This is a genomic window from Ureibacillus chungkukjangi (assembly GCF_044795995.1).
In the GTDB taxonomy this organism is placed as follows: domain Bacteria; phylum Bacillota; class Bacilli; order Bacillales_A; family Planococcaceae; genus Ureibacillus; species Ureibacillus chungkukjangi.
In genome coordinates this window covers 365,910-386,783 of sequence record NZ_CP085009.1, presented here as the reverse complement: position 1 = coordinate 386,783, position 20,874 = coordinate 365,910, and the positions used below count along the sequence as shown (strand labels likewise).

Here is a 20,874-nt window from a genome sequence, read left to right as displayed (position 1 = left end):
CGTATTCAATTTGAAATAATAGAGTATATATGTTCTAATTTCCCCTAATAGTGAAATGGAGTGAGGTTAAATGGCTAAATCTAGTTCTCGTAAAACTTCAAGTGCAAAACTAGCTACAAAAGCTTCTAAAGTACTTCAAAGTAAAAGCTCCAGTAAAGTAGCAAGATCTTTAGCTGGTAGTGTATTAGCACAAGCAAAATCCAAATAAGAAGTTTAGTATTTAACAAAAAAGTATGTTTTGATATTCAAAACATACTTTTTTACCGCATCCTCTGATATCAAACTTGCACTTTCTGAAGTTCTTGTACTCTGTTTACCATTTCCAGAGTTATAGTAATAGACAACATATTTCTCTTGATTGTGTTTAAAAGTTTCTTTTTCTTTAACTACTACATAGTAAGAATACTGTGTACGTGTAGAATCATAATACCCATTTAAAGAAGTTGTTAATAATGCATTATAAACACCTACACCTAGAGAAGTTAATAATACTCCAACTGCTACGATAGGCGCTCCCCATACCATAGTCAAAAGTATTTACTATAAAAATCCTGTCTTAGTTTTCCGCTTAGTTGAGCATATATTTTTGTCGTCTCACTCTTTTCATGACCCAGTAAACTTTGGATCACATCAATAGGCGCACCGTTATTAATCATTTGAGTTGCATAACTATGTCGTAATTGATGGGGATGTATACTCTTTTTTATCCCTGCTCGATTTGAAATGCGTTTTATAATGTATCTTAGATTATCAATACTCATACGCCTTTTCGGCCTTCTGTCCGTAATAAATAAGTAAGGATCTTTATCATCTCGTTCGTCTAAATACCTTTTTAACCAAATTGAACAACGAGTATTAAAGTAAACTTCTCTTTCTTTATCACCTTTTCCATGTACAATAACTGAATTCGTTCGAAAATCAATATCATCGCGATTTAATTTTGCAACTTCCCCAATACGGCAGCCAGTCGAATACATAAACTCAAATAGCGCATTCTCCATTGTTGTTTGACAAGCTTCCCTTAGATGTTCTATCTCTAATTCTGAGAGAAACTTTGGAATCCTTTTACCTAATTTTGGCTCTTTCAATTTAGCTGCAGGATTTTTTAGAATATAACCCTCTTCATGTGACCATCTAAATAGTGATTTTACACAACGGATCCTGTGGCCTAAACTGGAAGGCTTTAAATGAACTCCTGACTGTATTAAATATTCTTTTAATTTCTCCGTAGTAAATGCGTTCATATCAATATCCCCAAAAAAGCGCAATAAGAGATTATATTGAAAACGATATGTTTTTAATGTAAGTGATGAATATCCCTCGATTTTTTTATCTAGTTGATATTTTTTCCACGCTTCAGATAATAACATACGACTATCACTCTCCTATTATTTAAATCTATTAATCTAAATTCTATTATGTTCAAGGATAGTCTTTTTCATACGAAGTTATATTCAATAATCTAAGATATTAATAAGTTTCTGAACTCTAAGTAACCCTAAAACATTAGAAAAAAAGCCCTTTCCTTGTTTCCTGAAAAGCGCCCTTTTGTTGAGTAATGGTAATAATTCTTATGAAGATAAATGTTTGTAATCTAAAATTTTAATTTCAAATTGATGATTACATTTCTGCTTATTAATCTTCTCACTATCACAGGATGGCGATATTCTTACCTTAACTAAATCTTCTTTGACATCATCATTAAGGTTTTTCGGAGGGATCTCAATTCTTACAATCACATCATAGGAATGATTGTCATTGTAAGTAATACCAATAATCCTTTTCCATTGCCAGTCAAAAAGATTCTCTCCGCCATACTCTTTGATTACTCTTTTATCAATAGTTGGGAATATGATGTCTAAGATAATGTCCTCTGCTGTGACATACATATCTTCTGCTTCTGGATTAGTTTCTGATTTAACAATTTGCGTAGGAATAAGAATAATAAATACAAATCCTAGTAAGACTAAGTATTGCTTAATCATCGAGTTTCACCTCAGAATTTTGTTTAATTCTTATTCTTTGCATATTGTAATTTTTTATTAATTTAACTTTGTCCTTTAATGAAACCAGACGTATTTCTTAGAGAAACGCGCCCGATTGTAGTTTAACTAAAATAGTGTCTCAGTCTTTAAAATTAATTTATTCTTCTTTCACTAAAGCACCAGTGGAAACAACTATAAGTGGCAGTCTGTTGATTTATACAAAATTAAAAATAGAATTTGTTCTATGAGGTAGAACAAATTTGGGCTTCAACTATTTCAACTTTCCCTTCTTTATTAACGCTATCTTTCCCACGTTCACAGTTATCTTTTATTTCCCATTCTATGTAGTATTTATTATTCTTCAATTCAACTGAAAGTATTTCGGTTTTACCATTATGGCTATAATGATTATCTAACACAATTTGTTTTGCTTCATCTTCTGAAATTACATTTCGAATATTAGTACAGGCTCCTAATAATATGACCGAGATTATGACAAATACTCTAAAATACACTCCAACACCTCTACGATTCTGCCTCATTACTTCAACTCTTGATTCCATATTCCATTAGGCTTTGAACACCCGAATACTTTCTGTTTCAGTTTCCACATAAACTCACTTAAATTTTAACAAAAATATCCCGATTCCTTTATTGATCGTTATTCAAGATAATGATCCTTAAAAGCCAAAAGAACGCTGATTCCTCAAGAATCGCGCCCGATCGTATTATAAGGTCAGCCAGAAAATATTTCTGGTTGACCATTTTTTATATCGATATATGATAACTGTAGCCGGGGTAGAACGTTTGCGCCCGTGGGGCTACGACCCCGTCCGCAAAACAGTTCGCCCCCTACTTGTAGAAACATGTTTGAGGCTGGTTGGGACATTGATCTCGTATAACAAGCGAAGCTATGACACTACAAAGAGGATTTAGGGGTTACCGGCAAGTTCATTTTGAAGGAGGAATTATAATGAATCCAGTCATTGGTCTGGATGTAGCGAAAGGTGAAAGTCAGGTTCAAGCATACTTGGAAAGAAAGAAGCCCTACAAGAAAAGTTTCAAAGTAAAACATGATCTTGATGGGTTAGCTAGTTTATTAGATTTCATTAAAGAATTAGAAGATATTTCAGGAGAACGTCCCCCTCTTGTTCTGGAATCAACGGGGCATTATCACACACCAGTTGTTCAATATTTTGAGGACAAAGGCTATTTAATCATTATCGTAAACCCACTCATCTCTTATAAAGCAAAAAGTTCTAGTTTGCGAAAGGTAAAAACAGATATTATTGATGCCAATCACCTCTGCGAGCTGTATTATAAGGAGGATTTAGAGCCTTATAAAAAGCGTGGTATCCAACTAACGAACTTACGTCATCTTACGAGACAGCACGATAATGTTACAGGCATGTTTGTACAAACTAAACTACAATTCCAGGCGGTTTTAGATCAAGTTTTCCCTGAATATACTAATGTTTTTGGAGACCTATATTCGGATGTTTCTTTGAAAATACTACATGCATTTCCTACTTCAGAGGATATATTAAAAGCCAATATCGAAGTATTAGCAACTAAAATAAAAGAATTCTGTAATTCTCGATCTTTAGAATGGGCAAACAAACAGGCTGAAAAGCTAATGACTGCAGCAGCTCAAAACCCTTTTCAGAAGGCCCTGTATTCTAGTCTTTCCCTAAGCTTAGATATGTATATTAATATGCTCTTTGAATATAAAAAACATCTATCCATGCTTGAAAATGAGATAGATGCTTTAGCAAATAGTATTGAGGAATCAAAGATTATCCGATCAATTCCCGGTATCGGCGAAAAAATCGCTGCCACAATAGTTTCTGAAATTGGGGAAATTGAAAGGTTTAATCATCCTAAGAAACTAGTCGCATTTGCCGGTATTGATCCAAGTGTCTTTGAATCTGGTACATTCAAAGGTACTTATAATCGAATAACCAAAAGAGGCTCTAGCAGACTACGGCAAGCTTTGTATATGGCCGTTAAATGTGCTATTCGTGACTGTCGAAAGCAGAAAACAACGGATGAAATCCTTCCTCGTAATAAGAAATTAAGGGCTTTTTATGATAAAAAGCGGGAAGAAGGAAAACCATTTAGAGTAGCTGTAATAGCTTGTGCAAACAAACTCTTACATTGGATATATGCACTATTAAAAAGCAAAACTGCTTTCCAAGACTTAGCTTGATTTAACAGATTAACCAAGTGACCCTGAACTTTCCAAATCTAATTTGGACGGTTATTTGGTATGCACAAATTTAGTATAACATGATAATTTTATTATTTTTAATGAAAATTATTGACAACTATTAGCTGGTTTAATGAAATTGGGCGCATTCCTTATTATAGAAATGCGCCCTATCCTGGAATAACGGCCAGCTTCTATTAGCTGGTTTAATTGAATAACACTATTTATCTAATTAGATTTTCAAATCAATATATGGCTTGGTAGTTAAAAATGTTTCCAGCACATTGCTGCAGACACTTGTTACTTTGGAATTGAATTATTTATTCATAAAAGCTGTGATTTCTTCTTCTGGCACGGATGAATCGCATTTCACGTTTACTGTGTCACCATTAGTATAGATAAAACCAGGAACCGTTGGAATGTCGTATTCATTACGAAAGGCAGCAATACCTTCCATATCAGATTCTTCCACACTATTAACGTAATAGATATGAGTATCAGTTTCTTCAGCAACTTTTTTTAGTTTTTTAACAAATTTTTGACAATAAGGGCATACAGACTTGCCAATATAGATAACGGCTTCTCCTTCCCCTTTTATCAATTCCTGTGCTTTTGCGGAATCAATTTTTTCAAAACTAGCTACAATTTCTTCATAAGTAGAAATCATCTCTCAATCTCCTTTCTCAAATGTCATTATTATGCAACGGTGTGTAATTCCTCAAATAAATTACGCTTACATGTTTGAATGTTGAACCTTATCATAAATAGATGTAAAACACAAAATTAAATCTTAATCAAATTATTAAGAGACTGAAAACGTAAAAATATAAATTCTTTCGCTTATTGTGGAGAAATATATAGATTCAAACGATTTTATATCTATATTTTAAGCGTCAGAAAATATATACATAATATTTTAACAATATTATTTTAACCACGTCCTTACTCAACGGGGTTATGCATGTTTAAGATTTGAACAGTAAATAACTTTATTGTCATTCAATAGCTTACTGTTGTAAATCAAAGTTTTGGAAGGGGTACCCCTAATTTATTGACTCCTAACTTTGTAATAGTTCAGGGAATAAATAATGTATGATATGCATAGTTAAACGTCGAGATTTTCCTTTATATGGATAAATATGCATATACATTGATGGATTAAAGTTCGCTTCAATAATTCCATAAGCGTTTTTATTCGTCGCAGGAACATTTGTATCTTCAATAATCAAATCGATCCCACAAATTTTAGCTCCAAGTGCAGCTACTGCATCCACTGCGATTTTTTTATAATCATCCGGAATTTGATCGGTCACATCAATCGAGTCTCCACCTGTACTAATATTGGAGTTTTCACGCAGAAAGATGATTTCATCCTTTTTAGGAATCGAATCGATTTGATATCCTTGACCTTTAAGCATAAGTTTCTCCAATTCACCTAACTGGATCCTTTCTAAAGGTGTCCGATGGTCGCTTCCTCTTAATGAATCGTTATTTTTTTGATTGACTAACTCTTGGATTGTATGTTTACCGTCACCTTTAACATTCGCAGGAATTCGTAATAAAACAGCATAAACTTGATCATTTATCACAAAAAATCGATATTCTGTTCCTTTAATAAATTCTTCTATTAATATAGTATTGTCTTCTTTAAATGCTAAGGTGATTGCTTTATGATAATCTTCTTCATTTGCGCCTTCTTTGAAGATCGATATTCCTAACCCATAGTTTGTTGTTTTCGGCTTCACAACAAAAGGTTTAGTGGAAAAGAAATCATAGGAACGTAAAGCTTGTTCGATTGTTTGAAACTCCTCACCCTTAGGCACTCGGAATGCATGTTGGTGAAGAATTTTCTTTGTTACTGTTTTATTCTCCATAATTAAAGTGGATACATAATTATCTACACTTGTCATATTTCCATTTTTTACATATTCAACATGATCTTTTAATTTCAGCTTCAAAAATTGATCCTGTCGATCCAAAATTTCCACTTGGATTCCTTGTTGAATCGCATCAAACATTAAAATCTGAGTCGACAACTCCATATCAGTAAATCCTGTTAATTGATAGGGCTTATCCCATGATTTTTTATAATTTTCTTTAGCAATTGACGTAGCCACTTGACATTGACTGCTTTTTCCACTTTCTTTATAAAGTCTTCCCGCTAAAGTCTTACTTGGGTCCATTAGCATTTCTCTCAGATGAATAAATAACGTATCTGAAATTGGCAAATCTAAGATTTGTACTAAATGTTCCATCTCATCAATCATATTTTCAGCATCTTTTTTAAACTTTGTATGCTCTAATGGGTGTTCAAGAGCCACTACATCATTGTAGTAATCGCCCATTTTTACCCACTCATCACAATTTTCTCCTTCATCTTTCCATAGTAAATAAATTAAGAAAAGATGTAGAAATTCTGCTTGTTCATAGCTAACTCCATACGTTTCAAAAGGATTTAAATCTATATTTCGCAATTCAATATAATTAATACCGTGAACCGCTAAATCTGAAACCTGTTGTCCGCCTCTTAAACGGACAGGTGAATAAAATTCTTTTTCTTTTGATAGAAGCCCTCTTTTAACCATTAATGAAAGATCGGATAGATAGTTCTGTATACTGCTATATGAGACTTCAACACCAGCAGAATTTGTATAACCATACTTACTGTTTCTAATGCTTCTTACTGGTCCATTCAAAGAATCTTCTTCAAAAAAATTTTTTTCACTACTAGGAGAAGCTCCATAAAAATATGTGACTAACCATCGATAGTGTATGTAGTTTCTTGTGGCTTTTAGATAAATCTCTGTTTTAAAATGGTGAAAATCTTTAATCTCTGATTGAGCGTTAAATAATGCTCGAATGAGCTCATCGCCAAATTCAAAGTTAAAATGAACACCACAAATCATTTGTTTACGACGGCCATAAGTATCGGATAAAGTTTGGCGATATAAAACATTTTCAACATTTTTCAATTTTGCAATCACTATATTTTCTTCTTTTTCTGGTAACTGTGGCGGCATGCTTAATGGCCAAAGCATTTCATTTTTACCCATAGATCGATAAGCAACATCATGGATCGCTGCTAAGTAATTAAACAGTTCCTCTAATGTGTTAGAAACAGGTGTGATGATTTCCATCTGTAATTCTGAAAAATCCCGCTGAATATACGGATGTTCATCTCGCAGCGAAATACTTTTAGGATGATCCGTTTTAGCTAAATTTCCGGATAAGTCAACCCTATTACTTTCTTTTTCAATCCCATATCGGGCATTTAATAAGTATGGTTTAACATGGTCATTGACTAACATTTTTTTAATATCCATAGTAATTATCCCTCCCAACCTAATTATTTTTATAACTATTTCTTAATTTTTGTTAATAAATTACCTTAAGTACTTCATATGGAAAGCGAAATGTTCATTTAGAAAAATAGCAATAAAGAAATAGCTATGATTATAACCTTCCATTTTCTGATAATTTATTGTTTGATTATTTTCCCCTAAATAAGAGGTAAAAGCTTTTATTCCCCATAGGACTTGGCAGGGACTTTAAATAGGAGAAAAGGCAGAAATTGCTTTGAATCGCGACGTATTTTTCATGCCACTCACTAAAGCAACATGGACCGCTCATTGAGTGGTCCATGTTGCTTTCTTCTCCTAAAAATTTAGTACTAAAGTTGACGCAATGGCATCTACTAAATACGTATACATTTTATAATACTTTGCCCATGGGTCTTGTGTAGCATTTAAATAAAAACCTGCGCCTTTTCCAAGATTCCATGCTTCATCTTCTTGAAGGCATCTTCCGAATGTTTTCTTATATTAATATAGGACTATGGAAGAATGCAAAAAAATAAGCTTGTTTTTATTTGAGATCAATTTCCGAATAGGGTTTTCTTGAAATTTATTACATATAGCTTAATCTCTATAAGTCCCTTTTAATTTAGCTACTTGGATTGAAATTAAATCCATTAACTCAGGTGACAAAACATCATAAGTAGGCAGGCCTAGATCATCGTGTAAAGTGTTTCTAATTTCACTCATTTTTGAAGCTGGTGTTCCTGTTTCAATTATTGAAGAAACAAACGCTGCAAATTTAGGTGCTGACCAACCTTTTTTGTCAGATAATTCTGTGTGTACAAAATCTAATCCATTAAATGCGTGGTCCTTATTTTCGACTCTTCCAAATAAGTGAACCCCACAATCTTTACATTCATGACGTTGGATTAGCGTTGATTCATCGACAATTTGTAATTTATCTTCATTTTTTAAAACTTTAACATTTTCACTACCGACAACGGCTACAAGAGAAAAAATCGCACCTTCTGGTTTCCAACATTTAGAACAGCCGCACGCATGGTTGTGCATAGTTTGTGCCTCAACGGCTACTTCTACAGGATTATTTTCACATAAACATTTTAATGTTCCACCAGAAAAATTGGAGTCTTCTTCATAACGATATCCATTATCTAATCTTGGGTGAAGGGAAATTTTTGACATAAAATACATCTACCTTTCTTGTTAGTACTTATTTAAATAGTTTTTATGAAATTTAATATGATCTTCAATAAATGATGCAATCGTAAAGTAGCTATGATCATAACCTTCAACTTTTTGATAATTCACTTCTTGATTATTTTCTTTAGCATTATTTAAGAAAATAGTTTCTTTCAATTGTTCTGGATAAAACTCGTCTTGAGTTCCTTGCATAATGAGAATAGGTGGAACGCTAGTTTCTTTGACCAGTTCTGAAGCATCCCATTCTTTCCAGGAATTTTTGTCTTCACCTAAATAAGAGGAGAAAGCTTTTATCCCCCATGGAACTTGACTAGGGCTTAAAATAGGAGAAAAGGCAGAAATTGCTTTGAATCTCGTCGGATTTTTCATGCCTATCACTAAAGCACCGTGGCCACCCATTGAGTGGCCCATTATGCTTTCTTCTCCTGAAAAATTTGGTACTAAAGTTGTCGCAATGGCTGTTAATTCATCTACTAAATACGTATACATTTTATAATGCTTTGCCCATGGTTCTTGTGTAGCATTTAAATAAAAACCCGCACCTTGTCCAAGATCCCATGCTTTATCATCAGCAACATTTTCTCCACGCGGTGAAGTATCTGGAATAACGACTGCCACTTGATATTTTTCAGCATATCTTTGAAATCCACTTTTTTGACTAAAATTATCGTCTGTACAAGTTAAGCCAGATAACCACCAAATAAGAGGGATTTTTTTCATTTCTTTATTTGATGGCAAATAGATACTAAATATCATATCACATTGTAAGACTTCCGAGTAATGGCTGTACTTACAATGTTCTCCGCCGAAAGAGCGATGTTTTTCAATAAGTTTAAGACTCACTTTCTCACTCTCCATATGTTAAAATCGTACGAATCGACTCGCCCTTATGAAGTAAATCAAACGCTTCATTTATGTCCTTAAAGCCTAAGTGGTGTGTGATATAAGGATCTAAATCAATTTTACCATCCATAAACTCTTCAACCATTCCAGGTAGTTGAGTTCTTCCTTTCACTCCACCAAAGGCAGATCCACGCCATACTCGACCTGTTACTAATTGGAATGGACGAGTGTGAATCTCTTTTCCTGCGCCAGCTACACCGATAATCGTACTTTCGCCCCAGCCTTTATGACAGCATTCAAGAGCAGATCTCATTACTTCAACATTTCCAATACACTCGAAGCTATAATCGACTCCTCCATCCGTCATTTCAACGATGACTTCTTGGACTGGTTTATCAAACTTAGCAGGATTTACAAAGTCAGTTGCTCCCATTTGTTTAGCTAATTCAAACTTATCCTCATTTAAGTCCACAGCAATAATTCGGCTTGCTTTTGCTTGAACCAACCCTTGAATTACAGCTAATCCAATAGCACCTAAACCAAATACGGCTGCCACAGCTCCTTCTTCAACTTTTGCTGTGTTGTGTACAGCACCAATGCCTGTAGTAACACCACAACCAAATAGGGCAACTTTATCAAGTGGGGCTTCTTGGTTAATTTTTGCTAAAGAGATTTCAGGAACAACAGTATATTCACTAAATGTACTTGTTCCCATGTAATGATAAATAGGCTCTCCATTGTAGGAGAAACGTGTTGTTCCATCAGGCATTAAACCTTTACCTTGAGTTTCTCTTACGGCACTACATAAGTTTGTTTTACCGGAACGACAGAATTTACATTCTCCACATTCAGCCGTGTATAGCGGAATAACATGATCACCTGGTTTTACTGAAGTCACTTCATCGCCTACAGCAACGACAACACCCGCACCTTCATGACCTAGTACAGCAGGAAATACGCCTTCTGGATCATCACCTGATAATGTGAAAGCATCTGTATGACAGACTGATGTATACAGTATTTTTACTAATACCTCTTTTGCTTTTGGTTCTTCTACATCGATTTCAACGATTTGAAGTGGTTCTCCTGGTTTAAATGCAACAGCAGCTTTACTTTTCAATTGAATACCTTCTTTCTTTTGTTTTCTAATTTACTTTAACCATAATTACATATTATAATTCACTGAACAATACTGACGTTTTTGTCACTATAAACAAAATAACAACAGAGAAGGGATCATAATATATGGAAACCCAATATAAAGAAAAAACTTTTTTTACTAGCAAAGATTTGGCTTTATCAGTGATAGGTGGACGATGGAAAATAGCGATCATATGGTGTCTGCTCCAACAATCCCCATTAAGGTTAAGCGAAATACAAAAATACCTTCCAGATGTCAATCAACGTATGTTAATTAGACAATTAAGGGAATTAGAAGAGGATAAAATAATTACTAGATATGTTTACCCGGTTGTCCCTCCTAAAGTGGAATATGAACTAGGTGAAATTGGTTTACTTCTCGAACCCGTGGTAACTTCCATTTGTGATTGGGGAGATAATTTTAGAGAATATTTAGAAAAAGACGTGAATAAAAATCAATTGAATAAAATTTAAGTCGATTTTGATTAGTTATGACTAGTAAAAACTCCGCATTCAGTTTATTCAGCACTTTACTATTATATTTTAAGCAAATATGCAAAAGTCTATACAAAGACTGCTATCAATCCATCTCCTTGAAAATCGATAAAATTGTTAGGATAACGGAAGGAATCGAATAATAATACGCTAATTTCTTATGTATACGCTATACTGTTTATGGCATCATAAAAATGTAAGCTATGGCATTTAATTTGTGCAGAAGGGCCGTAGGCCCTGCACAAATTAAAAAACCACTTGTCAACATTCCAAAATACACATACACTTCCTGTTGGGACAAACAAGCGCAGGAGGTATTAAGGAGATGTTGGCAGTGGCCGAAATTAATTATATCAGACATGAGGTAAACAAAAAAGACAGTAACTATTCGGAGATTGGAAAGAGACTTGGAAGAGATCCTAGAACAGTTAAGAAGTATGCAGAACAGGATGATTTTAGTCCTGTAGAAAAAATCAAACAAGACAGACCATCTCCAGTGATGGATCCTATTAAACATATAGTAGATGAATGGTTACTAGAAGATTTTAAACAAAAGAAAAAATTCCGTAGAACTGCAAAGAGAATTTGGGAGCAATTAAAAGAGGAATTTGATTTTAAGGGTTCTGATCGAACAGTAAGAAACTACATATCCCAACGAAAAAAAGAATTGTTAAATGAAGCGAGTCAAGCAGCATTATCGCTAGAGAGCAAACCTGGGTCAGCCCAAGTGGATTTTGGAGAAGCTCCGTTTAAATATCAAGGGGAACAGATAACTCTACCCTATCTGGTTCTTTCTTATCCATATAGTAATTCATTTTATTTTCAGGTATTCCCTGCTCAAAACAAAGAGTGTTTTTTAGAAGGATTAAAGCGGATTTTTCACCATATGGGTGGTGTTCCAAAAACAATTAGATTCGATAATCTTTCAGCTGCCGTAAAGAAGATATTGCCAAATGGCGAACGGCAGTTAACAGAGGAATTTCAGAACTTCGTTCTACACTATGGGTTCGAAAGTGAGTTTTGTAATCCTAATAGTGGGAATGAAAAAGGTCATGTGGAAGCAATGGTGAAGTATGTGAGAAACAATTATTTATTGCCTGGTCTACACGTACTGAACTTAGACGAACTTAATAAGACATTGTGGGAAAAAGCTGAGAAGGATCGTGAGAGAAACCATTATGAAAAGGAATCTTTCATCTCCCAGCTGTTTGAAGAGGATCGGAAAGCCTTTTTGGTTTTACCAAGTAAGGAATACCAATGCATCAGATACGAAACAGTAAAAGCCGATAAGTACGGCTATATTAAAGTGGAAAAAAATCTATATTCTACTTCACCAAGATATGCTTTAAATAAGGTTCTAATTCGTATTTCATATAATTCGATTGATATTCTTACAGATGATTATCAACTAGTCGTTAGCCATGCGCGACTCTATGGTCAATATAGAAAATCGATTAATTGGCAGCCATACTTAAATCTAATGGCCAAACGTCCAATGGCACTTAAATATACTAGTTTCTATGAGCAGTTACCACAAGAGTGGCAAACGTATTTTAATTCATGTACTTCTTCTGAAAAATCAGAGGCCCTGAAGTTATTAGGTACAGTGATGAAAGATTATGATTTTAGTAAAATTACTGAAGCGCTGAAGATTGCATTAGAGCATGGTCATCCTTCGGTTGAATCAATTAAACAAGTATTCTACCAACTAATTAATGGTCGAGGGATACGCGAAGAAGTACATCTCCAAAAGTCATTGCCTATTATGCCGGAGGCTACTAGAGGTCTACAGCATTATAATCAGCTTCTAAAAGGAGCTGAAATAAATTGAGTACGCAGATTCAAGAATTCGCTAAACGATTGAAATTAAGTTGGATTAGAGAGCATTATCAAGAGATAGAAGCCACATCAAATGAAGAGTATTTACTGAAGCTTTTTGAAAAAGAAATTGAGCAACGAGAAGAACGAAAAACAAATCTTTTACTTACACAAGCAAGCTTACCTAAAGTCAATGGGAAACCTTTTGATTGGAAGGACATTGTCCTAACAGCAGGACTAAGTAGTGAAGACCTATTAAATGGAGTATTCATGGAGCAGCAAGAAAATCTAATTTTCTATGGGGGTGTAGGTGCAGGTAAAACCTATTTAGCTACGCTAATTGGATTGAATGCCATACAAAGGTATGGCAAAGCTGTTAAATTCTATACAGCGGCATCATTAGTTAATCGATTATTAGAAGCAAATGAAAAAGGTAATCTCAATAAGCTTTTTAAGCAAATAGAGAAATTGGATCTTTTGATTTTGGATGAGTTAGGTTACATTCCTCTTCACAAACAAGGGGCTGAATTATTGTTTCAGGTTATTTCGATGTGTTATGAAACGAAAAGCATCATAATCACGACAAACCTTCAATTCGGTCAATGGAATCACGTTTTTGGGGATCCAATATTAACGGAGGCAGTAATTGATCGACTCATCCATCATTCGCATTTGATTGTATTTAAAGGCGATAGTTATCGTTATAAGGAGTCAATTATTCAGAATTAAATTTCGTTGGCAAGTGGTTACATTTTTGATTGCCGTTTAATGCATTTTTTGCTTGCCAAATACACTATACACAAAAAAGGGGAAACGATTCTCAAATGATGGGTTGGAAACATTCAAAAAGCCACGAAACGCATTCATATCAACGTGCTTCGTGGCTTTTATATATTATTACTCAAACCTTTCTTTTCCCCCTTTTTCGTGTAAGGAATTTTTCCCGTGAGTTCAAATTTTCTGATAGTTATTCTTAATATAGCAATTTTCCTAAAGAAAAAGCTCAATCTATATTGCCCTGATAGTAATTCCAATAATAAATATTATAGCTAATACAATAACTCGTTTCTCATTTACTTATCTCTTTATTGACAATGGCTTGTTCTAACCTGACCGATAGTTAAGTCTTTAAAAACGCACCTAAATTTTAACTAAACTCCTATTCTATAAAGAAATTCACCGATTGAATACATTATAGATGTAAAGGGTAGTACAACAAAATAAAAAACCAAACCGCAACTTGAATGCAGGATTAACAGCTGGATTGACTCCAGTAGCAAAACTTTTAAGCTTTAGAAAGAGTTAAGGTTAAAAAATTCACTGTAAAAGACCTTGTTCCAGAATCGGGAGCTTATATATAGTATCGTGGAAAAAAATGAGGTTCTATCGAACCTCATTCAATGTTTACATGTAATTAAAGATATGGATAACTTTAATTTATTTCATTATAAATTGCTGCCCAATCGACCTTTAATTGTTCTTTCAATTTCTTATTTTCCTCTTCGAGATGCTTCACTTTCTTTCGAAGTGATTCAATCACCACATCTTTAGAGGAATCTGTCATATTTCGTTTAACTTGATTTGGTGTATCCAATTTTTCTTCCTGTTTTCTTAATGTTTCAATTCTAGATCTAATCTCGCTGTATTTATATAAAAAAGGCTTTGAAACTCCTGATTTTACTGATACAGAATTAAAATTTATCTTCTCTTTCTGCTTAATCATCTCTCTAATGGTGCTTTCAACCTTTTGCTTTGTTTTTTGCTTCTTTTCTTCAATACTTCGAAGCAGTGGTTCTGTTTTTGGATTTTGATTTGCCATTATATTTCATCCTTTTCTATGTTCAGTTTCTCGCTTCTCTTTTTGTTTTAGGAAGTCCATAAACCCCACCATTATTTATAATTCCATCTCTAATTTCTTTATACTTTTTCAACTTTGGCTGAATAATTTCAATTGACCTGTTTCTACCTGACTTTTGATATATCTCAATATCCGATTCAATTTTAAGAATTTGATCGTTATAAAAATCCAGGAACGTATGATCGACATGGAAACTGCGACAGTTGTTTTTTATACAAGGTGGTTCTAAAGTTTGTTCCAAAAAGTCGCAATTATTTTTGGGACTTTTAATACAAAAACCGTGATCTAACCGAACGGAATCCAAATTATGGCGTAACCATTCTAACTCTAATCCATTTTGATCTGCTTGTTCTTCCATACTAGTAGCGGTAATTGTGCCTCCTGGATTCAATCTTACAGCACCGTTACTTGTTGCTTTCTCCCATTCTTTCCGAAGCGTTTTATCATGAATCTTGGCGTACACTAGTGTCATTTCCGGGCTCGCATGAGCCATTAGCTTTTGTACATGCAAAATATTCATACCGTTGTTAATAAGGTTAACTCCATAACGATGTCTAAATGCATGAGCTTTACATCGATAAACGTTACCTTTGTCGTCAACTATATTATTCTCAAAAGCTAGTTTGTTTAAATTATTTACTACATTGTCCCTAGAAATCGGTTGACCTTTTCTTGTGCCATGATAAGTAGGAAATAAATAATTTAAAGGATTTGTTTCTGTAGTAGATTTTTCTCTCGTTAATTTTTGTTGAGAAAGTACTACACTGGCTATTTCCTCCGAAATTGGAACACGATGATTTTTCTCTTTTACTTTACGCTGATCACCGATAATCCACCAACCATCTTCTTTTTGAATCAAGCAATCTATTTTCAAAGTACAGATATCTGAAATTCTAAAACCCGTTGCTTCTAATAAGATTACAAGTGGAATAATATCTTGTGGAAGTTTATCTATATGAAACATTAATTGATCCCAAACAAAATCAGATATGTACTTGATTGGGCCGGATGCCTTTGGGGGTAATCGTGGTTTATCATCAGGTACAATTAGAAAGCCTGCGGGCTTTTTAGGAGCTTCATCCCATTCATATCTTTGGATATATACAATAAATGTTTCTAATACAGATATTGAGCGATGAATGTGATTATCAGATGGAGTTTGACCTTTATGAACACTATCTCCACCCATAGGGGAAGTTCGCAAGAAATATATATAACCCTCTATATCGCTTCTGCTTAGTTCAATCAATTCTTTCCAATTTGGATATTGCTTATATGTATTTTGCAAGAGAAAAGTGCAGAGATTTGCAACGAGAAATGCAGAGTGTTGCCACCCAATATATTTACAATTTTTTTGAAAGTGCGTTCGCTAATCGAAAACTTGATCCTGTGTATGAGATAATATGTGCATGATGAATCAAGCGATCTACTAACGCAGCTGTCAGTCGCGAATCGGAGAAAACACGATTCCACTGGCTAAATTCAAGATTTGATGTGATAATCAAACTTTTTTGTTCATAACACTCTGAGATTATTTGAAAAAGTAGCTCTGCACCATCTTTTCCAAATGGGAGATAACCCATTTCATCTAAAATGATTAAATCAACTTTCTCTAGTTTTTTTCGAAAGCTTGTTAATCGGCCATTGGCCAGTGCAGATTCTAGTTCCTCTACTAGATGAGACACACGATAAAAACGTACTTCAAATCCTCTTTCACATGCCCGTCTTCCTAAAGCTGAGGCTAAATGTGTTTTCCCTGTACCAGGAGATCCAACCAAAATTACATTTTCTTTTCGTTTAATAAAATCTAAATTCATCAATTCTTCTTTACTCAGATGGTGCGGTAAACTGATATCCTTATGCCATTCATAATTCTCTAAAACTTTATAATCTAGAAAGCGTGCTTTTTTAATATTTCTTGCTGCTCTGGCTTGCTCTCGTCCATCACGTTCCTTTAATAATAATTGGTGGACGAATTCATTTGGCGTTGTAAATGGAACATCTTCAAATCCTTCTGCTATATGAGCTAGACGTAGTTGCTTACATAATTGATCAATGGTTTCCTTCATGATTCTCACCTCCAATGGGTTGTAATGCATCATACTGTGACCACTCGACATCGTAAGGATTTGATACAACTTCATCATTCTTTGAAATCAGTTCGTAGAACTGTTCATTGATTCCTTTCATATCATACTGTACTAATAACGTAATAATTTCATTGATACGTTGTTTTCTTAGAGACAGAGAGGGTGTTAGTAAGTATTCACGTACTCTTGCAGGTAAATACTCACGATAGCGTGAATGTCCGACCACTCGTGGTTTATATACCCAATCTTTTAAGATATCTTTCCAGGGAATTAATCTACGTTTTCTCATATAGGGTCTTGCATCGCTTAATAGTACTTCACCTTCGTTGGTAATAACCTTAAATTCATTCCAAAATGTGATGCAATACAGCTGACTATAGTTCTTTGCTTTCGGTACATGAATAAGATGTTGATCTAATTTGAACTCATTGTATTTATTAAATTTGATTGTCGTTTGTTTAAATACTGAATAATCATTATCTGGTAATTTAAGCAATTGCTTTTGTTCGCATGCCCAAAGGTCTTCGATTATCGCTTCTTTTCGGTAGTGCATTCTCTTTCTATCTATTAAAAACTTTTGATAGAGTTGTTCCGTCAGGTCATCAAAATCCTTGATAACAGGTGGTACACTAAAAAAGTTATACCTTACATAGCCGACTTTTCTTTCGACATTTCCTTTTTCATGGCCACTTCGTGGATTACATACCTGTACTTTAAATCCATAATGATTTTTAAATGCCATGAATTCATCTGTTAATTGTGCCTCGCCTTCAGATCCACGTACCTTTTTAACCGCAGGTGTTAAGTTATCAATTCGAATGCTTAACGGAATACCTCCAGCTTGTTTAAATAGTAGCTTTAGACCACTTAGAAAGCACTCTTGATTTTCAGAGGGAAGAGGTACTACAAAACCGGTATTACTTGCTGGGAATGACATAATTAATGCATGTACATCAACGATTTCACCTTCATGTACAGCCTCCATTACACCAAAATCCACTTGAGCTTCACCTTCTGGATGAGCTAATCGTTCGTATCCTTTCGATTGTTCGTCATCCCTTGCAGCTTTACAATTTACAATAAAGTCGCAGACTGTTCGATAAGACCCTGGAAACCCTAATGCTACTAGTTCCTCATGCATTTGCTTATTTGTTCGCCTTAGTTTTTTCTTCACCTTCGAATCCTCTTCTAACCAATCTAGAACTATTTCTCCCCAACGTTCTTCATACATCATTCTTTTTTTTAGAAATGTTTTCTCTTGAGGAAGTTGATCCCCATCCCCATATTTCTTTGCTGTTCTCCAATTTATATCTAATGTATCCGCAATTTGGCTAATAGATAGTCCTTTTTCGTTTCTTAAAGTTTTGATACAATTAACTTCAGACATTGCTAGCATCCTTTCATTCCTCCACTGATGAGATTCGACACCTTTACAGTAGAGTGACTTGGGGTGGCTGGCAAGTCTTTTTTTGTGGCACTAAAAAAGTGCTAGACTCTGTACAAATACGTTGCAATAGTCTGCACTTTTATTTTGCAATAAACAGCTTATAAATATACTTAAAGAATTCTTGTAGCTTTGCCATAGTTTGTATGGCTGAACCCCAACTTAAACTCTCTTGTATAAGAACTCGCTTTTGGATATATCTTTTTGCCAAATTTCGAAAGGGCATTGGTATGGAAGTGAAATTTATAACATAACTATAACTACTATTATTGTAATCAATATCTAGTTTCCGAACATCCCAAATATCTTTCTCTGTTTCCTGTCGCTGATCATACCAGTCTAGAAAAAATGAATAAATTCGATTGTATAACTGGAGGTAGCCCTTTACTGTGAAGTTGCTTTTTCCATGTTCAAGGAGATAGGTTTTATAGTGAATTGAAAATTTCTCGTAAGGGATGTCTAGAATAGAGCCAATATCAGAATAAAATCGCAAGATAAAATCTTGTAATCTATTGATTGCACTAGAATTACTCCAGACTGTCACCATATTTATTTCTGAATTAGTTAACCGTTTGAAGAAATAATATTTTAACTCATTTTTAATTCTTGGATTTAATGTGTCCTTGAATTTTATTGATTGTTTTTTTATTTTTGCTCCTTTTTTGTAGAGTGGGCAATCTAATGGATCCCATTGATCATTTTTCCAATATCCACTTAACTCTTGCATAACTTTCTCATAACTTAGAGCTAACGCCTGTTGTTCAGAAGTTTTATTTAAAATCATTTTCTTTATTGTCACCTTTCATCTTGTCATGTGCTTTCTTCCACTCTTTTCGTATAGTGTCATCTGTAGGGTGAACATACGTATTTATTGTCGTTTGAACGTTCGAATGACCCAATAACTTTTGTATTATTGATATTTCAACCCCTTGTTCGTGAAGCTCAGTGGCATAAGTATGCCTTAACATATGGGGAGTAATATCAATCTGAGTTTTTTTCCTGATGCGTTTTATTACATCGTAAGCTGCTTGATAATTTAATGGTTCGCCCTTATTAGGGCCAGTTAAATTTATAAATACATAGTTGGTATCTGCATCATGATAATCAATCAGGTAATCTTGAAAAACATTCATTGTATCGCCAGATACATATATTCTTCTTCCTTTACCACTTACAGTTTTAGATTCTCTTACTTGAATGGAGGTAGAGCCGATATCAAAGTCCTCAATCCATAAAGATAACGCCTCACCAATTCTAAGGCCACCTTCATACAAAATCCGAACCAATAAGGCGTCTCGAATATTGCTACACGAATCATGAATAGATTGAATCTGATCTTTTGTGAGCGTTAAAACTTCTCTTCGTGGTTCTTTGATTTTTAATATGTTTTTATCATGTGGCTTACCCCTTGAAATATGATGTAGAAAGGGTTTGAATGATCGATGATTACCAATCACTTGTTTCTTTGTTTTTTCGGATAGGTCTTTTTCATAGTCTTCAATTCTCATCAGGTAATCGTAGAAACTCTGAACACAGGTCATCATCGTATTAACTGTTCGCTCGGATCTTCTTGCTTTTGTTTGTTGAAATTGAACTACTTTAGTAGATTGATAAGGGCTTCTAAGCCAAGAAATATACTCCGCCAGGAGGTCAAGATCTACTTCCTTGTACTCTTTTTCTTTTTCGTTTAAAAATTGAAAGTAAAACTTTAAATAATGACAATATGACTTTAATGTATTTTCCGCTTTTCCAATGTTATCTAGATATTTAAGAAACTTTAAAACAGGAACAACAGGTTTGTTATCCCCATCAATTAGCAAATATCTCTTTCTGTCATCAATTAAAACCTCTTGCACTTTCATCAACATCACCTCCAGATACAATAGTGCTATAATTTTTTTATTCTATCTATGAAAACTATGTTTACTATATTTTTCTACTCAATATATGTTGTAAATAAAGAAACAAAAAAAGCGTAGTATTTAACGTTATTAACGATAAATACTACGTACTGGTATACTACATATAATGGCCCGATTGTTTCTGTAATGCTTTAACATTTATAACGGTAATTTTAATAGACTACATGCTAGTAGGTAGCTTTTTTAATTAGGTTAATTAAGATATAATTTAATCATCAATGTACCCTTGTGTTCAACGTGAGATCTCTTTAAGAGAAACTCTGCCGATTGTTTGGGGACATTGTTTTTTTATTCAAAAAAATCATGTAAAATATAGGTGTGCAGTGACCTTTATGGTGATTCCGACCTTTACTGGATTGGGGCTAGTTTCCTAGACCTCTAATATTGACGTGAGGCACTCCATGTTATTTACGGCACTGCACATACTAATTATATATAGCTGCTTAAATCCTGTTAATTTCGACAGGATTTTTTATTTTTTAGGAGGGAAATTAAAATACATGTCGTATTTTTTAATAGACTATATAGAAATCAAAATAAATCTAATATTATT

At 34.1% G+C, this 20,874-nt stretch carries 20 protein-coding genes and 1 pseudogene; 5 read left to right on the top strand and 16 right to left on the bottom strand.

The window, feature by feature from the left end:
- The first annotated feature begins 70 nt into the window (after positions 1-70).
- Entirely contained in the window at positions 71-208 is a 138-nt protein-coding gene (locus LG296_RS02000; protein WP_170215869.1) for a hypothetical protein, read from the top strand.
- Between the two features lie 5 nt (positions 209-213).
- Here LG296_RS02000 and LG296_RS01995 read toward each other — a convergent pair whose 3' ends face one another.
- From LG296_RS01995 to LG296_RS01980, 4 genes are all read right to left on the bottom strand, one after another.
- The gene (locus tag LG296_RS01995; RefSeq protein ID WP_141096071.1) at positions 214-531 is read right to left on the bottom strand and encodes a hypothetical protein; all 318 of its coding nucleotides are present in this window, start codon (positions 529-531) and stop codon (positions 214-216) included.
- A complete protein-coding gene (xerA, locus tag LG296_RS01990; protein WP_036179355.1) occupies positions 528-1,370 on the bottom strand; it encodes a site-specific tyrosine recombinase/integron integrase in 843 nt (280 codons plus the stop codon). The genes LG296_RS01995 and xerA overlap by 4 nt, the downstream gene beginning before the upstream one ends.
- Before the next feature lie 201 nt (positions 1,371-1,571).
- Positions 1,572-1,985: a hypothetical protein gene (locus tag LG296_RS01985; protein WP_036179352.1), complete on the bottom strand. Its 414-nt coding sequence runs from the start codon at positions 1,983-1,985 to the stop codon at positions 1,572-1,574.
- Between the two features lie 242 nt (positions 1,986-2,227).
- On the bottom strand, positions 2,228-2,548 hold the full coding sequence (locus LG296_RS01980) for a hypothetical protein (protein ID WP_036179349.1): 321 nt from the start codon (positions 2,546-2,548) through the stop codon (positions 2,228-2,230).
- Positions 2,549-2,958: 410 nt separating this feature from the next.
- On the opposite strand from LG296_RS01980, the gene LG296_RS01975 reads away from it, so the two are divergent.
- The gene (locus LG296_RS01975) at positions 2,959-4,194 is read left to right on the top strand and encodes an IS110 family transposase (protein ID WP_036179346.1); all 1,236 of its coding nucleotides are present in this window, start codon (positions 2,959-2,961) and stop codon (positions 4,192-4,194) included.
- Positions 4,195-4,510: 316 nt separating this feature from the next.
- Here LG296_RS01975 and LG296_RS01970 read toward each other — a convergent pair whose 3' ends face one another.
- From LG296_RS01970 to LG296_RS01945, 6 genes and pseudogenes are all read right to left on the bottom strand, one after another.
- On the bottom strand, positions 4,511-4,861 hold the full coding sequence (locus LG296_RS01970) for a thiol reductase thioredoxin (RefSeq protein ID WP_036179343.1): 351 nt from the start codon (positions 4,859-4,861) through the stop codon (positions 4,511-4,513).
- 391 nt (positions 4,862-5,252) lie between these two features.
- Positions 5,253-7,517: a bifunctional glutamate--cysteine ligase GshA/glutathione synthetase GshB gene (gshAB, locus tag LG296_RS01965; RefSeq protein ID WP_036179340.1), complete on the bottom strand. Its 2,265-nt coding sequence runs from the start codon at positions 7,515-7,517 to the stop codon at positions 5,253-5,255.
- A 60-nt stretch (positions 7,518-7,577) separates the two neighbouring features.
- A pseudogene (locus LG296_RS01960) lies at positions 7,578-8,000 on the bottom strand (alpha/beta hydrolase-fold protein); the annotation flags it as partial.
- Between the two features lie 111 nt (positions 8,001-8,111).
- Positions 8,112-8,693: an S-(hydroxymethyl)glutathione synthase gene (gene gfa, locus LG296_RS01955; RefSeq protein ID WP_036179337.1), complete on the bottom strand. Its 582-nt coding sequence runs from the start codon at positions 8,691-8,693 to the stop codon at positions 8,112-8,114.
- 21 nt (positions 8,694-8,714) lie between these two features.
- Positions 8,715-9,554, bottom strand: coding sequence for an S-formylglutathione hydrolase (gene fghA, locus LG296_RS01950; protein WP_036179334.1), 840 nt, complete (start codon positions 9,552-9,554; stop codon positions 8,715-8,717).
- Positions 9,555-9,558: 4 nt separating this feature from the next.
- Positions 9,559-10,674 carry an S-(hydroxymethyl)glutathione dehydrogenase/class III alcohol dehydrogenase gene (locus LG296_RS01945; RefSeq protein ID WP_036179331.1) on the bottom strand — a complete coding sequence of 372 codons (1,116 nt, stop codon included), beginning with the start codon at positions 10,672-10,674 and terminating at the stop codon, positions 9,559-9,561.
- Between the two features lie 125 nt (positions 10,675-10,799).
- On the opposite strand from LG296_RS01945, the gene LG296_RS01940 reads away from it, so the two are divergent.
- From LG296_RS01940 to istB (LG296_RS01930), 3 genes are all read left to right on the top strand, one after another.
- Positions 10,800-11,168 (top strand): helix-turn-helix domain-containing protein, encoded by a 369-nt coding sequence (locus tag LG296_RS01940; RefSeq protein ID WP_036179328.1) that lies wholly within the window; start codon positions 10,800-10,802, stop codon positions 11,166-11,168.
- A gap of 346 nt (positions 11,169-11,514) precedes the next feature.
- Positions 11,515-13,020 (top strand): IS21 family transposase, encoded by a 1,506-nt coding sequence (gene istA, locus LG296_RS01935; protein ID WP_036179326.1) that lies wholly within the window; start codon positions 11,515-11,517, stop codon positions 13,018-13,020.
- Positions 13,017-13,736 (top strand): IS21-like element helper ATPase IstB, encoded by a 720-nt coding sequence (gene istB / locus LG296_RS01930; RefSeq protein WP_036179323.1) that lies wholly within the window; start codon positions 13,017-13,019, stop codon positions 13,734-13,736. Before istA (LG296_RS01935) ends, istB (LG296_RS01930) begins: the two co-directional genes overlap by 4 nt.
- 703 nt (positions 13,737-14,439) lie before the next feature.
- Here istB (LG296_RS01930) and LG296_RS01925 read toward each other — a convergent pair.
- The 6 genes from LG296_RS01925 to LG296_RS01900 all read right to left on the bottom strand — a co-directional run bounded on the left by LG296_RS01925 (position 14,440) and on the right by LG296_RS01900 (position 20,261).
- Positions 14,440-14,826, bottom strand: a complete 387-nt coding sequence (locus LG296_RS01925) for a DUF6262 family protein (RefSeq protein ID WP_036179320.1) — start codon at positions 14,824-14,826, stop codon at positions 14,440-14,442.
- A gap of 22 nt (positions 14,827-14,848) precedes the next feature.
- Positions 14,849-16,153: a tyrosine-type recombinase/integrase gene (locus tag LG296_RS01920; RefSeq protein ID WP_235867713.1), complete on the bottom strand. Its 1,305-nt coding sequence runs from the start codon at positions 16,151-16,153 to the stop codon at positions 14,849-14,851.
- A gap of 55 nt (positions 16,154-16,208) precedes the next feature.
- Complete coding sequence (istB, locus tag LG296_RS01915; RefSeq protein WP_036180369.1) at positions 16,209-16,934, bottom strand: IS21-like element helper ATPase IstB; 726 nt, start codon at positions 16,932-16,934, stop codon at positions 16,209-16,211.
- Entirely contained in the window at positions 16,918-18,351 is a 1,434-nt protein-coding gene (gene istA / locus LG296_RS01910) for an IS21 family transposase (protein WP_404427335.1), read from the bottom strand. The genes istB (LG296_RS01915) and istA (LG296_RS01910) overlap by 17 nt, the downstream gene beginning before the upstream one ends.
- 130 nt (positions 18,352-18,481) lie before the next feature.
- Complete coding sequence (locus LG296_RS01905) at positions 18,482-19,198, bottom strand: hypothetical protein (protein ID WP_404427334.1); 717 nt, start codon at positions 19,196-19,198, stop codon at positions 18,482-18,484.
- Positions 19,170-20,261, bottom strand: coding sequence for a tyrosine-type recombinase/integrase (locus LG296_RS01900; RefSeq protein WP_036180362.1), 1,092 nt, complete (start codon positions 20,259-20,261; stop codon positions 19,170-19,172). Before LG296_RS01900 ends, LG296_RS01905 begins: the two co-directional genes overlap by 29 nt.
- Positions 20,262-20,874 lie beyond the last annotated feature (613 nt).